Here is an 11,868-nt window from a genome sequence, read left to right on the forward strand (position 1 = left end):
CATCTGGCCCGGGAAAACACCCTGGAGTCCTTCCGCAAGGCCCTCGAGGCCGGACTGGATGGGTTTGAGCTGGACGTGCACCTGACCCGGGATGGGGTCTTGGTGGTGCACCACGACTTCACCCTGGGGGGAACCCCTTTAAACGGGCTTAGCCTTAGGGAGCTTCCGGCTTATGTGCCCACCCTCGAGGAGGTGCTCCGGGCCTTCCCCGGGGTCTGGATCAACGTGGAGCTGAAGAGCCTCCCTCCGGAAACCGACGGCCGGGAGGAGGCCTTGGCCCGGCTTCTGGCCCGCCATCCCTCGGATAGAATCTGGGTGAGCTCCTTTGATCCCTTGGCCCTGGTGCGGCTTAAACGGCTTGGGGTTGGCCCCTTGGGCCTTCTTTATGGGCACGAGGAGGCAGAGGCCTTGGCCCCCTGCCTCGGGGTGGAATGGGTACACCCCGAGGCCTCCTTGCTCACCCAGGACAGGGTCAGGGAGCTAAAGGCCCGTTACCGGGTGCTGGCTTGGACGGTGAACCGCCGCCAGCAAGCCCAAGAGCTTGCCGCCTGGGGGGTGGATGCCCTGGTCACCGATTTTCCGGAGGTCCTCGTATAATGGGGGGGCTATGGCGAACCTGAAGAGCCTTCCGGTGGGCAAAGGAGCCCCTGAGGTGGTGCACATGGTCATTGAGGTTCCCCGCGGTTCGGGAAACAAGTACGAGTACGACCCCGAGCTGGGGGTGGTCAAGCTGGACCGGGTCCTGCCTGGAGCCCAGTTCTACCCCGGGGACTATGGCTTTATCCCTTCCACCTTGGCGGAGGACGGGGATCCCCTGGATGGCTTGGTGCTTTCCACCTATCCCCTCCTTCCCGGTGTGGTGGTGGAGGTGCGGGTGGTGGGCCTTCTCCTCATGGAGGACGAGAAGGGGGGGGACGCCAAGGTCATCGGGGTGGTGGCCGAGGACCAGCGCCTGGACCACATCCAGGACATCGCCGATGTGCCTGAGGGGGTTAGGCAGGAGATCCAGCACTTCTTTGAAACCTACAAGGCCCTCGAGGCCAAGAAGGGCAAATGGGTCAAGGTAACGGGTTGGCGGGATCGGCAGGCGGCTTTGGAGGAGGTCCGGGCCTGCATCGCCCGCTATCAAGCCCACTAAGAGCTCTCCCCTCAGAATACGAGGTGGGGCCGGGCCCTTCGGCCCGGCCCTTTTTAGGCGGCTTACAATGGGGCTAGGAGGATGGCTATGGTCTGCCCGGCGTGTGGGGAAACCCTAGAGCTGGAGGGGTACAAGGCGGGGGACCTCGTGGACTGCGAGGCCTGCGGGGCGGTCTTGCGCCTGCTTTCCGACGGCACCTTGGAGCTGGTGGAGGCCCCCCCCGAGGGGGAAAGGGAGGCCTTGTGGGGGCTTTCCGCCTACGGGGAAGGGGAGGAGGCGGTTCTGGTCTTTTCCGACGGCACCCTGGAGGAGGAGGTGCGCGTATTGAAGGCCGAGCTTCTGGAGGCCCTTCGCCGGCTGGAGGAGGGCATCGGGGAGGAGCCCCCCAAGGAAGCGGAGGACGAGCCCAACCTGGAGCCCGACTACGTGACGGCCCATGTGGAAACCGACCAGGGCCCCATGGCCCTGCGCCGCATCCTTTTCCCGGGAAGCCCGGACCTTCTGGAGTTCACCCTGCCCTCGGGCTCGGTGTACGAGTTCACCTTCCGGGAGGTTCGGGAGCTTTTGAAGCCCGTTCTCCTTTAAGGTGCGCCTGGTCCTGGTCCCCACCCCCATCGGGAACCTCGAGGACATCACCCTAAGGGCCCTAAGGGTCCTGAAGGAGGTGGAGGTGGTGGCCTGCGAGGACACCCGGCGCACCGGGATTCTCCTCCGCCACTATGGCCTCGCTACCCCTACCCTGCGCTTGGACCAGCACACGCTGGGAAAGGCCAAGGAACTCCTTTCCCCCTACGCCTACGTGGCCTACGCCACCGACGCCGGTACCCCAGGCATCTCCGATCCCGGGGCCGAGCTGGTGCGCTTGGCGCTAGAATGGGGCTGGCGGGTGGAAGCCCTTCCGGGCCCCACGGCCCTCATCCCCGCCTTGGTGGCCTCGGGTCTACCCACCCATCGCTTCACCTTTGAAGGCTTTCTGCCAAAAGGTGGCAGGGAACGCAAGGAACGCCTCCAGGCCTTAGCCCGGGAAGGGAGGACCGCGGTGCTTTACGAAAGCCCCCATCGCCTGCACAAGACCCTGGAGGACCTGGCCGAGGTCTATGGTCCGGAGCATCCCGTGGCCGTGGCCCGGGAGATCAGTAAGGTGCACGAGGAGGTCTTCCGCGGGACCTTGGGGGAGGCTCGGCGGCATTTTCGGAACCCCCGGGGCGAGTTCGTTCTGGTGCTGGGGCCTAAGGCCACGCAGCCTGTGGGGGCCCAGCGGGTCTTGGAGGAGCTGAAAGCCCAAGGCCTTGCGGGCAAGGGGCTTTTCCGGGCCCTCCTGGCGAGGGGGGTTCCCAGGAACGAGGCCTATCGCCTGGCCCTGGAAGAGGCGAAGGAGTCTGGGGAGGAGGAGGAATGAAACGCATCGGGGTGTTTACTTCCGGGGGCGATGCCCCGGGGATGAATGCGGCCATAAGGGCCGTGGTGCGACAGGCCTATGCCTTGGGTATTGAGGTGATCGGCATCCGCCGCGGGTATGCGGGCATGATCCTGGGGGAGATGGTGCCCTTGGGGGTGCGGGATGTGGCCAACATCCTCCAGCGTGGGGGGACCATCCTCCTCACCGCAAGAAGCCAGGAGTTTCTCACCGAGGAGGGGAGGGCCAAGGCGGCGGAGAAGCTTAAGACGGCGGGGATCGTGGGCCTGGTGGCCATCGGGGGGGATGGGACCTTTCGCGGGGCCATGCGCCTTCTGGAGGAGCACAGGGTTCCCGTGGTGGGGGTTCCGGGCACCATTGACAACGACCTCTACGGCACCGATTACACCATTGGCTTTGACACTGCGGTGAACACGGCCCTCGAGGCCATAGACCGCATCCGGGACACCGCCGCCAGCCACGAGCGGGTCTTCTTCATTGAGGTGATGGGGCGGCATGCCGGCTTCATCGCCTTGGACGTGGGCCTGGCCGGGGGGGCCGAGGTGATCGCCGTACCCGAGGAGCCCGTGGACCCCAGGGCCATCGCCGAGGGGCTTCTGGAGTCCCTGCGCCGGGGCAAGTCCAGCTCCATTGTGGTGGTGGCGGAAGGGGCCTATCCCGGGGGGGCAGCGGGGCTTCTTGCCGCCATACGGGAGCACGTGCCGGTGGAGGCCCGGGTCACGGTCCTGGGCCATATCCAGCGGGGAGGGAGCCCCACCGCTAAGGACCGCATCCTGGCCAGCCGTTTGGGGGCGGCGGCGGTGGAGGCCCTGGCCGGGGGAACCAGCGGGGTCATGGTGGGGGAGGTGGAGGGGGAGGTGGAGCTCACCCCCCTCAAGGAGGCGGTGGAGCGCAAAAAGGACATCAACCGTGCCCTCTTGGCCCTATCGCGGGTTCTGGCCCTGTAGCTAGCCTTACGGCTCACCTAGGCCTAGGGCCCGCCGCAGCCAGGGGGAGGTCCAGGCCAGGCGGAAGGCCTCCCGGGCGAAGGGGCTTTGGCTTATCCCGTCGTATACCGGGGTGGGAAGGCTTAAGGAGGGGTAGCGAAGGGTTCCGGCGGCGGTCTTTTCCCAGGGGTAGCCGGTCCAGATGGCCAGGGCCAGGAATAGGCCCAACAGGAACCCTCCCAAGGAGCCCAGAAGGGCCTCGAGGCCCTGGGAAAGCGAGGGGAGGGGAAGGCTTTTGGCCAGAAGCCCCAGGAGAAGCCCTAGGCCCAGACCCCACCAGGGGCCGACAAGCCCCACCTGGGCCAGGAGGAGGTAGAGCCCCACCCCAAGCCCGGCAAAGGCCCCCTGGAGGCCACTCCGGTAACCCCAGGCCAGGCCCACGGCCAGGCTGAGGAGGGCCAGGAGGTCCACCCAGGTGAGCATGGCCTCAGTTTACCCCCTAGCCCCGGATGTCCCACCCCCGGGTCCTTAAGGCGGCCAGGAGACGGACCATGGTCTCCTCCACCTCCTCGTCCTTCAGGGTGCGCTCGGGGTGGCGGAAGCGCAGGTGGAAGGCCAGGCTCTTCTCCCCCTCCCTGAGGGGTGGGCCCTGGTAAAGGTCAAACAGTTGAAGGCTTTCCAGGTAGGGTCCTGCCGCCTGGCGAAGAAGGGCCTCCACCTCCCCGTAGGGCGTGGCCTCGGGGACCACCACCGCCAGGTCCCTGAGGGCCAGGGGGTAGCGGGAGGGGTCCTGGAAGCGGAAGGGCTTCTCGGGGAGGGGAAGGACCAGCTCAAAGAGGAAGACCGGGGGAAGCTCCAAGGCCGCGAGGATCTCCGGATGTACCTGGCCCAGGAACCCTTTTTCCTCCCCGGCCACCCGCACCTTCCCCGAAACCCCGGGATGGAGGAAGGGGTAGGGATGGGCCTCCACCCGCAGGTCCAGGCCCAGCCGGTCCAACAAGGCCTCCAGAAGCCCCTTGAGGAGGGGGTACCCTGAAAGCCTATCCCCATGGGGAAGACCAAGGCCATTTCCGAAGAGGAGGCCTGCCAGGTGGGTTTCCTCCCTCACCCACGCTCCCTCCTTCCCAAAAACCTTGCCCACCTCAAAGAGAAGGGCCTTTGGCGGGCGATCCAGGGCCAGGTTTTCCTGGAGGAGCCGGAGGAGGCCGGGGAAGAGGTGGGTCCTCAGGGCGGCCTTCTCCGGGCTCAGGGGGTTTTTGAGGCGCCAGGGGGGTGGGGGCAGGCGGAACAGGGGGGCCTCCTCGGGGTCCATGAAGCTATAGGTGTAGACCTCCTGGAAGCCCAGGCCCGAAAGGAGTTCCCGCAGGCGGCGTTCCCTTTGGTAGGGCCTTTCCACCCCCCGGTTATCGGGGGCGGGGAAGAAGGCGGGAAGGTCCAGGGGGATGCTCTCGTAGCCCTGGATGCGGGCGATCTCCTCCACCAGGTCCTCTTCTAGCTTTAGGTCCAGGCGGCGGCTAGGGGGTGTGACCCGGTAAGGGCCTTCCCCTTCCACCCGGCAGCCCAGGCGCCTTAGGATGGAAAGCTGCACCTCCTCCGGGTACTGGGTGCCGAGGAGCCGGTTGGCGTACTGGGGGCGGAAGGGGATGGGCTCGGGTTCTCTGGGAGTTCCCTCCTCCAGGATCCTCTCCGCCACCCGGGCCCCCGCCAGGGCCTGGAGGAGGCTTAGGGCCCTCCTCGCCGCGGGCACCTGGCCCATGGGGTCCACCCCGCGCTCAAAGCGGTAGCTGGCCTCGGTGCGCAGGGCCTGCCGCCGGGCGGTCTTGCGGATGGAAACGGGGTCAAACTGGGCCACCTCGAGGGCGATGGCCTCCGTGTCCTCCCGCACCTCGCTTTCCGCCCCCCCCATGACCCCGGCAAGGCCCAGGGGGAAACTCCTTTCCCCTTGGTAGCCGGCGATCACCAGGTCCTCGGGGTGGAGTTCCCGCTCCATCCCGTCCAGGGTGGTGAGCCTTTCCCCGGGCCGGGCCCTGCGCACCAGGATCCCCTCCCCGATATACCGAAGGTCAAAGGCGTGCATGGGCTGGGCCCGTTCCAGCATCACGTAGTTGGTGACGTCCACCACGTTGCTGATGGGCCGCATGCCGCAGGCAAAAAGGATCCGCTGGAGCCAGATGGGGCTTGGCCCCACCCGGAGGCCGAAGGCATAGGAAAGGGTGAAGTGGGGAGCCCCCTTGGGGTCCTCCACCCGGAGGCCAAAGGGGAGGGGCACGTTTTCCGTTTCCAGCCGCACCTCGGGCAGGACCAGGCCATAGCCCAAGGCATGAAGGTCAAAGGCTAGGCCCAGGATGCCCAGGGCATCCGGGCGGTTGGGGGTGACCTCAATATCCAGCACCACCTCTTCCGGCCAGGCCTCGGCCAAGGGGGTGCCAGGGGGGAGGGCATCGGGCGGGAACTCCAAAAGCCCACCCCCGTACTCCCCCACCCCCAGCTCCTTGGGGGAAAGGGCCATGCCGTGGGAGACCACCCCCTGGATGGTTCTTTCCCCGATGCGGAGCCCCCGCACCTCGGTGCCGGGAAGGGCCAGGGCCACCCCGATCCCCGCACGGGCGTTTTCCGCCCCCGAGACCACCTCCACCACCCTCCCCGCATCCAAGACCAGGCGTTTCAGGCGGGTTCCGGGGATGGGATGGGTTTCGGTCAACCCCAAGGGGGTGACCTCGAGGACCCGGGCATAGACCACGCCACCCGGGATCTGGAAGACCTTCTCCATGCGGTCGGTTTCCAAGCCCAAGCCTGCCAGGCGCTCCTCCAGCACCTCAGGGCTTTCCAGCTCGGGTAGGTAGCTTTTAAGCCAGGTAAAGGGCACCTTCATAAAATCCCCCGGAACTGCTCCAAGAACTTAAGCCTTCCCCCGAAGAAGTAGCGAATGTCGGGGATGCCGTAGCGAAGCATGGCCAGGCGCTCTATTCCCAGCCCAAAGGCGAAGCCCGTGACCCCCTGGTAGGCGGGGGGCAGGCCCAGGGACTTTCGGTACTCGTCCACCGCTTGGAAAACCTTGGGGTGGACCATCCCCGCCCCCCCCAGCTCCAGCCACTTCCCTCCCTCAGGCCACCAGATGGCGAACTGGGCCCCGGGTTCCACGAAGGGGAAGTAGATGGGCTGGAAGCGCACCCGGGACTCAGGGCCGTAAAGGGCCTGGGCCAGCTCGTAGATGGCCCCCTTCAGGTGGGCCATGGTGATCCCTTCCCCCACCACCAATCCCTCCAGCTGGTGGAAGACCGCCTCATGGGTGGCGTCCGTCTGCTCAAAGCGGAAGACCCGCCCCGGCACCACGATGCGGAAAGGGGGGGTGTGGGCCACCATGTAGCGCACCTGCATGGGCGAGGTGTGGGTGCGCAAGAGGAGCCTTCCCCGCACCTCCTCCCCCAAGGGTCCGGGAAGGCCGTGCTCTTCCCCTTCCAGCCAGAAGGTGTCCCACATGTCCCGCGCCGGGTGGTGTTCGGGGATGTTCAGGGCGTCAAAGTTGAAGAACTCGCTTTCCACCTCGGGGCCTTCCACCGCCTGGTAACCCAAGGAGCGGAAGATCTCCACCAGCTCCCGTTCCATGAGGGTGATGGGGTGGAGGCCCCCCACAAAGGTTTCCACCCCAGGCAAGGACACGTCCAGACGCTCCTTTTCCAGGGTCCTCTTCAGCTCCTCCTCCACCAAAGCCCTTTCCCGCTCCTCCAGGGCCCTGGCAATGGCCTCCTTAAGGGCGTTCAGGATCTGGCCCTTTGCTTTCCTTTCCTCCAGGGGAAGGCGGGAGAGGGCCTTCATCTCCTGGGTGAGGAGGCCTTTTTTGCCCAGGTAGCGGGCCTTTAGGGCCTTGAGGGCCTCGAGGTCTTGGGCTTCCCGGATGGCGGCTAGGGCTTCTTGCTCGAGCTCCCGCATCCCTTAGAGAATACCGTGCCCTGTCCCCGGCGTGGGGAGGGTGGGGCAAGGGGATGGCGGCACCCTCCTGCGCCCCCGGACAGGCCGAGGAGTCCCTTTCCCCCCGCTTGGGCCATGGGGGAACCTAAAGCGCCTGGGCCAGCTTCCGGAAGACCTCGGGAGGCTCCGGGGCCCCGCCCCCATCCGCCCAGGAAAAGCGGAGGTCCTTCAGGGGGCCCTCTCCCACCCCCATCCCTTGGGGGAAGAGGGGACGCAGGTCCAAGGGCTTGGCCTCCTCCCCGGCAAAGGCCTCTTGGAGGCGGGCCACCTCCTTTTCGTGGCCGAAGTGAAAGACGTAAAGCCACCAACTACTCCCCTCCAGGAGGGCAAAGAGGAAGCGCGGGGTGGGGGCCAGCTGGGGAAACTCCCCGGTGAAGGGCCTTTTCAAAAAGACCGAGGCCCGCCCCGGCCGCAGGCGGAAGACCACCTCGAGGGCCTCGCCCAAAAGCCCAAAGCTTCCCACAAAAGGCCGCACCAGGTCGTAGCCCTGCACGTTCTTCACCACCACCCCCCCGGCCCGCACCACCCGGCCCTTGGGGGTTTTGAAGGTAAGGCCCAATACCTCCCCCGGAAAGAAAAAGGTCTGGCCAAACCCTCCCCGTTCCACAAGCCCCCCCACCCCCCCGGGGAGCTCCACCGGGGGAAAGGGAGGGTAAAGCCCGCTCCCGGCAAGCCTTCCATAGACCGCAAGAAGCCCGGCCTCCGCAGGGGCCACCAGGTACTGGTCGGCGGCGTGAAGCTCCATGGGGTTATGCTACGGGACCTCAGCGCACGGGAGCCAGGCAAAGGGCCCAAAGGGCTAATCCCACGGCCACCGCCACCGCCAGGGGGAAGCTGTGGAGAAAAAAGGGATAGAGAAGGCCTGCCAGGGTGCCCCCCAGGTAAAAGGCGGCCACATAGGTGCCGCTTACCCCGGCCCCCCTTCTTCCCGCCGTTCCGGAAACCAGGCTTTGGGCGGTGAAGAGGGCGGCCATCAACAGGGCAAATCCCAGGATTAGGGAAGGAGGGGGAAGGAACATAAGGCCAAGGCCCAGAAGCACTCCGAAAAAGGCCAGGCGGAAGGTGGCCACCCCCCCGAACCGGTTGGCCAGAAGGCCCGAAAGGGCGCTTCCCGGGATGCCGAGGAGATAGGCCAGGTACACGAGGCCCACCTCCCCCGGACGGAATCCCAGCTCAAGGAGACGATAGGGCAGGAGGTTGGCCAGGAAGAGGTTCAGGAAAAGGAGGATGGCCCCCACCAGGTAAAGGGGAAAGGCCTTGAGGTCGTATTGTGGCCGTCCCAAGGTGGGAAGCCCTCCTGGGGTGCGGAGCAGAAGGAGGCCGAGAAAAAGCGCAGGCAAGGAGAGGAGCAAGAGGCTTCCCCTCACTCCCACGGCCTCGGCCAGGAGCCCCGCCAGCACCCGGCCCATACCCCCGCCCAGAACGTTTCCCGCCATGTACACCCCGGCCATCTCCCAGGCCCTTTGCGGGAAAAGGAGGGGGATGAGGGCGATGGCCAAGGCGGGCACCAAGGCGGCCCCCACCCCCTGGAGGAGGCGGCCTAGGGTCCAGAGGAAAAGGCTTGGGCTTAGGGCCCCCAAGGCGCCTCCCAACCCCACCAAAAGCAGCCCTCCCCCCAACAGGGTTCCGGCGGGCAGGCCCAGCCGGGGCACCAGGGGGGAGAGGAGGACCAAAAGCAGCAGGGGCAGGCCCATGCCTGGCCCCGCGGCTCCGGGAGGAGCCGCGAAGAGCCTTTCCAAAAGGGGAAGCAGGGGCACCACCGCATAGAGGGCGCTATAGAGGGCTACCCCGGAGAGCACCACCGCCCACCGCATCCCCCTTATCCTATGGGCAGCATGCGCCTTCTTCAGGTGGCCTTGCCCCTGCCCCTTCCCCCCATGACCTACCTACCCCCCTTGGACCGGGGGGAAGAGGAGGCCTTGGGCAAGCGGGTGGCGGTGCCCTGGCGGGGGGAGGTGCGGGTGGGGGTGGTGGTGGGGGAGGGAGGCAGGCCGAGCCATGCCTTGCGGCACGCCATCGCCTATCTGGACTCGAGGCCCTATTTGCGCCCGGAGGAGATCCTTTTCCTGGAGGAAGCGGCCCGCTACCTCTTTGCCCCCTTGGGCCAGGTGCTGGCCGACTTCCTGCCCCCTTTCCCTGAGCTTAGGCACCGGGTCCGCCTTTACCCTGGGGCGGACCCTGGCCTTTTGCCCCAGGGCTTGGAGGGCCTCACCACCTGGCAGGAGGCCAAGGGGTTTGACCCCAGGCTGTTGGATTACCTGCGGGAGGCTGGGGTTTTAGAGGAGGAGGTGGCCTTTAAGGAGGGGAGACGGGTCCTTCTCCCCTTGAAGGAACACCATCCCGAGCCGGTGTTGGATGGGGTCTTGCAGGTGCTCCGCTCCTTGGGCCAGGCGGAAAGCCTGGCGGCCTTGGCCCGGGCCGCCGGGGTGGGGGTAGGCCGGGTGAAGAGGCTTCTCGCCGAAGGGTACATCGGCTACGGACCTCCCCGGGAGGTTTCCCATCCGGGCAAGCCCCTGGAACCCCTTTTCCTTCCGGAAAGGCCCGAGAGGCTGAACGGGGGAAGGCTGGGGGAGAGGATGCGCTTTCTGGCGGGCCTGGTGGCCAAGGGAAACCACCTGGTGCTCTTTCCCGAGGTGAGCCTTCTGGAACGCTTCCTTCTTCACTTCCCCCAGGCCAAGCCCTACCACGGGGGCCTGGCTCGGGAAGCGCGGGAGGCCCTTTTCCGGCGGGCTGAGGGCTTGATTTTCGCCACCTATGGCGGGCTACTCCTCCCCTTCACCCCGGATTCCCTGGTGGTGGTGGAGGAGGGGAGCGAAAGCTACAAGCTTCCCTCGGGAACCCGGGCCTTTGTGCCTCCTCTGGCGGAGCTCCGGGCCCGGCTTCTCGGGGTCCCCCTCACCTACCTTTCCCTGGTGCCTGCGGTGGAGGTCTTGGAAAAGCCGGGCCTGGCCTTTCCCGTGCCCAAGCCCCGGGTTCTCCTGGTGGACCTAAGGCGGGAGAAGGGGTATCCCCTTGCGGGCAGGGCCTGGGCCCTTCTAGAGCAGGTGCAGGAGAAGGGGCGGCAGGCCTTGGTCCTTTCCCCCCGCCTGGGGTATAGCGCCCTCCTCCTTTGCGCCGATTGCGGTTTCAAGCCCACCTGCCCCAACTGCGCCCTTCCCTTGCGCTACCACAAGGGGGGAAGGGGGGAGCTGGTCTGCCACCAGTGTGGCCACCGGGAGCCTCCCCCGGCCCTTTGCCCAGGGTGTGGCTCCCCCCTCCTCGAGCCCAAGGGGCCAGGGCTGGAGTGGTTGCGGGAGGAGCTAAGTGGCCGCCTTTCCCTACCCGTGTACCGCTACTCCAAGGAGGCAAAGGATGACCTGGGCCCTCTCCTTGGGGGGGAACCCGGGGTGGTGGTGGGCACCACCGCCCTCCTCCGGGGCCCGGTTCTCCCGGAGCTGGCCTTGGTTCTCCTGCCCTATGCCGACGGTTTCCTTTACGATGCGGATTTCCGCGCCGCCGAGCGGTACCATCGCCTGCTTTGGGCCCTCACCGAGCTTAGGCCGGGGCGGAGGCCCCTTCTGGTCCTCCAGACCTACACGCCCGACCACCCTGCCCACCAGGCGCTTTTAGAGGGGAGCGTGGAGGTTTTCCCCTGGAGGGAAAAGGCCCTGCGGGAGGCCTTGGACTACCCTCCCAAGGTGCGCATGGTGAAGCTGGAGGTGGCCCACCGCAAGGAGGAGCGGGCCCTCGAGGAGGCCTACGCCCTCCTCTCTGCCCTAAAGGGCGTGGCCCGGGAGGGGGAGGTGCTGGGCCCGGCCCCGGCCCCGGTGCCCCGGGTCAAGGGGATGTACATCTTCCACCTTCTCCTAAAGGGAAGCACGGAGCGGCTTGGGGAACTTCTTTCCCGCTTGGACCGCCGCCGTTTTAAGCTGGACCCGGATCCCCACCGCTTTGTGGGGCTTCTGGAGGACTAGCATGGGTCTCGCCACAGCCCACCCCGAGGCCCGGGCCTGGATAGAGGTGGACCTGAAGGCCCTGGAGGCCAACTGGCTTTTCCTTAGAGCCCAGGCCAGGGGAGAGGTGATCCCCGTCCTCAAGGCGGAGGCCTACGGGCATGGGGCCTTGCCCCTGGCCCGCTTCCTCTTCCAGAGGGGAGCGAAGCGGGTGGCGGTGGCCACGCTGGGGGAGGGAAGGGCCTTGAGGCAAGGGGGGGTGGAAGGCGAGGTCTTGCTCCTGGGAAGCCTCCACCCCCTGGAGGCGGAAGCGGCCTTGCGCCTGGGCCTGGTGCCCACCCTTTCCACCCTCGAGGCGGCCAGGGCCCTTTCGCAGAGGGCTTCGGCCTTGGGCCTAACCCCCAGGGCCCACCTCAAGGTGGACACGGGGATGAACCGGGTGGGCTTTCCCTGGGAGGAGGCCAGGGAGGCCCTACGGGCGGTGGA

The 11,868-nt window shown here is 66.8% G+C and carries 12 protein-coding genes; 7 read left to right on the forward strand and 5 right to left on the reverse strand.

Annotated features, from left to right (window positions below):
* The first annotated feature begins 3 nt into the window (after positions 1-3).
* The 5 genes from Q0693_RS03135 to pfkA all read left to right on the forward strand — a co-directional run bounded on the left by Q0693_RS03135 (position 4) and on the right by pfkA (position 3,502).
* Positions 4-597: a glycerophosphodiester phosphodiesterase gene (locus Q0693_RS03135; RefSeq protein WP_298629156.1), complete on the forward strand. Its 594-nt coding sequence runs from the start codon at positions 4-6 to the stop codon at positions 595-597.
* A gap of 10 nt (positions 598-607) precedes the next feature.
* Positions 608-1,138 carry an inorganic diphosphatase gene (locus Q0693_RS03140; protein ID WP_243031926.1) on the forward strand — a complete coding sequence of 177 codons (531 nt, stop codon included), beginning with the start codon at positions 608-610 and terminating at the stop codon, positions 1,136-1,138.
* Positions 1,139-1,225: 87 nt separating this feature from the next.
* Positions 1,226-1,723: a TFIIB-type zinc ribbon-containing protein gene (locus Q0693_RS03145; protein WP_243031927.1), complete on the forward strand. Its 498-nt coding sequence runs from the start codon at positions 1,226-1,228 to the stop codon at positions 1,721-1,723.
* A 1-nt stretch (position 1,724) separates the two neighbouring features.
* Complete coding sequence (gene rsmI / locus Q0693_RS03150; protein WP_243031928.1) at positions 1,725-2,537, forward strand: 16S rRNA (cytidine(1402)-2'-O)-methyltransferase; 813 nt, start codon at positions 1,725-1,727, stop codon at positions 2,535-2,537.
* Positions 2,534-3,502 carry a 6-phosphofructokinase gene (pfkA, locus tag Q0693_RS03155; protein ID WP_243031929.1) on the forward strand — a complete coding sequence of 323 codons (969 nt, stop codon included), beginning with the start codon at positions 2,534-2,536 and terminating at the stop codon, positions 3,500-3,502. The genes rsmI and pfkA overlap by 4 nt, the downstream gene beginning before the upstream one ends.
* 6 nt (positions 3,503-3,508) lie before the next feature.
* Here the strand turns inward: pfkA and Q0693_RS03160 are convergent, their stop codons facing one another.
* From Q0693_RS03160 to Q0693_RS03180, 5 genes are all read right to left on the reverse strand, one after another.
* The gene (locus Q0693_RS03160) at positions 3,509-3,964 is read right to left on the reverse strand and encodes a hypothetical protein (protein WP_298629143.1); all 456 of its coding nucleotides are present in this window, start codon (positions 3,962-3,964) and stop codon (positions 3,509-3,511) included.
* Positions 3,965-3,980: 16 nt separating this feature from the next.
* On the reverse strand, positions 3,981-6,353 hold the full coding sequence (pheT, locus tag Q0693_RS03165; protein WP_298629145.1) for a phenylalanine--tRNA ligase subunit beta: 2,373 nt from the start codon (positions 6,351-6,353) through the stop codon (positions 3,981-3,983).
* On the reverse strand, positions 6,350-7,411 hold the full coding sequence (pheS, locus tag Q0693_RS03170) for a phenylalanine--tRNA ligase subunit alpha (RefSeq protein ID WP_298629146.1): 1,062 nt from the start codon (positions 7,409-7,411) through the stop codon (positions 6,350-6,352). The genes pheT and pheS overlap by 4 nt, the downstream gene beginning before the upstream one ends.
* A 124-nt stretch (positions 7,412-7,535) precedes the next feature.
* On the reverse strand, positions 7,536-8,195 hold the full coding sequence (locus tag Q0693_RS03175; protein ID WP_298629148.1) for a DUF5639 domain-containing protein: 660 nt from the start codon (positions 8,193-8,195) through the stop codon (positions 7,536-7,538).
* Positions 8,196-8,214: 19 nt separating this feature from the next.
* Positions 8,215-9,264: an MFS transporter gene (locus Q0693_RS03180; protein WP_298629150.1), complete on the reverse strand. Its 1,050-nt coding sequence runs from the start codon at positions 9,262-9,264 to the stop codon at positions 8,215-8,217.
* A 21-nt stretch (positions 9,265-9,285) separates the two neighbouring features.
* Here Q0693_RS03180 and Q0693_RS03185 point away from each other — a divergent pair, with 21 nt between their 5' ends.
* The gene (locus Q0693_RS03185; RefSeq protein WP_298629152.1) at positions 9,286-11,403 is read left to right on the forward strand and encodes a primosomal protein N'; all 2,118 of its coding nucleotides are present in this window, start codon (positions 9,286-9,288) and stop codon (positions 11,401-11,403) included.
* A 1-nt stretch (position 11,404) separates the two neighbouring features.
* Positions 11,405-11,868: alanine racemase (locus Q0693_RS03190; protein WP_298629154.1), on the forward strand; the 464-nt coding region annotated here is incomplete at its 3' end.

Source organism: uncultured Thermus sp., from assembly GCF_938010445.1.
Lineage (GTDB): Bacteria > Deinococcota > Deinococci > Deinococcales > Thermaceae > Thermus > Thermus altitudinis.

What these genes read in the sequence shown, in the direction of transcription:
- pheT (WP_298629145.1), bottom strand. Translation starts at nt 6,353, where the DNA reads ATGAAGGTGCCCTTTACCTGGCTTAAAAGCTACCTACCCGAGCTGGAA.
- Q0693_RS03160 (WP_298629143.1), bottom strand. Translation starts at nt 3,964, where the DNA reads ATGCTCACCTGGGTGGACCTCCTGGCCCTCCTCAGCCTGGCCGTGGGC.
- pfkA (WP_243031929.1), top strand. Translation starts at nt 2,534, where the DNA reads ATGAAACGCATCGGGGTGTTTACTTCCGGGGGCGATGCCCCGGGGATG.
- Q0693_RS03140 (WP_243031926.1), top strand. Translation starts at nt 608, where the DNA reads ATGGCGAACCTGAAGAGCCTTCCGGTGGGCAAAGGAGCCCCTGAGGTG.
- Q0693_RS03175 (WP_298629148.1), bottom strand. Translation starts at nt 8,195, where the DNA reads ATGGAGCTTCACGCCGCCGACCAGTACCTGGTGGCCCCTGCGGAGGCC.
- Q0693_RS03180 (WP_298629150.1), bottom strand. Translation starts at nt 9,264, where the DNA reads ATGCGGTGGGCGGTGGTGCTCTCCGGGGTAGCCCTCTATAGCGCCCTC.
- Q0693_RS03185 (WP_298629152.1), top strand. Translation starts at nt 9,286, where the DNA reads ATGCGCCTTCTTCAGGTGGCCTTGCCCCTGCCCCTTCCCCCCATGACC.
- Q0693_RS03145 (WP_243031927.1), top strand. Translation starts at nt 1,226, where the DNA reads ATGGTCTGCCCGGCGTGTGGGGAAACCCTAGAGCTGGAGGGGTACAAG.
- pheS (WP_298629146.1), bottom strand. Translation starts at nt 7,411, where the DNA reads ATGCGGGAGCTCGAGCAAGAAGCCCTAGCCGCCATCCGGGAAGCCCAA.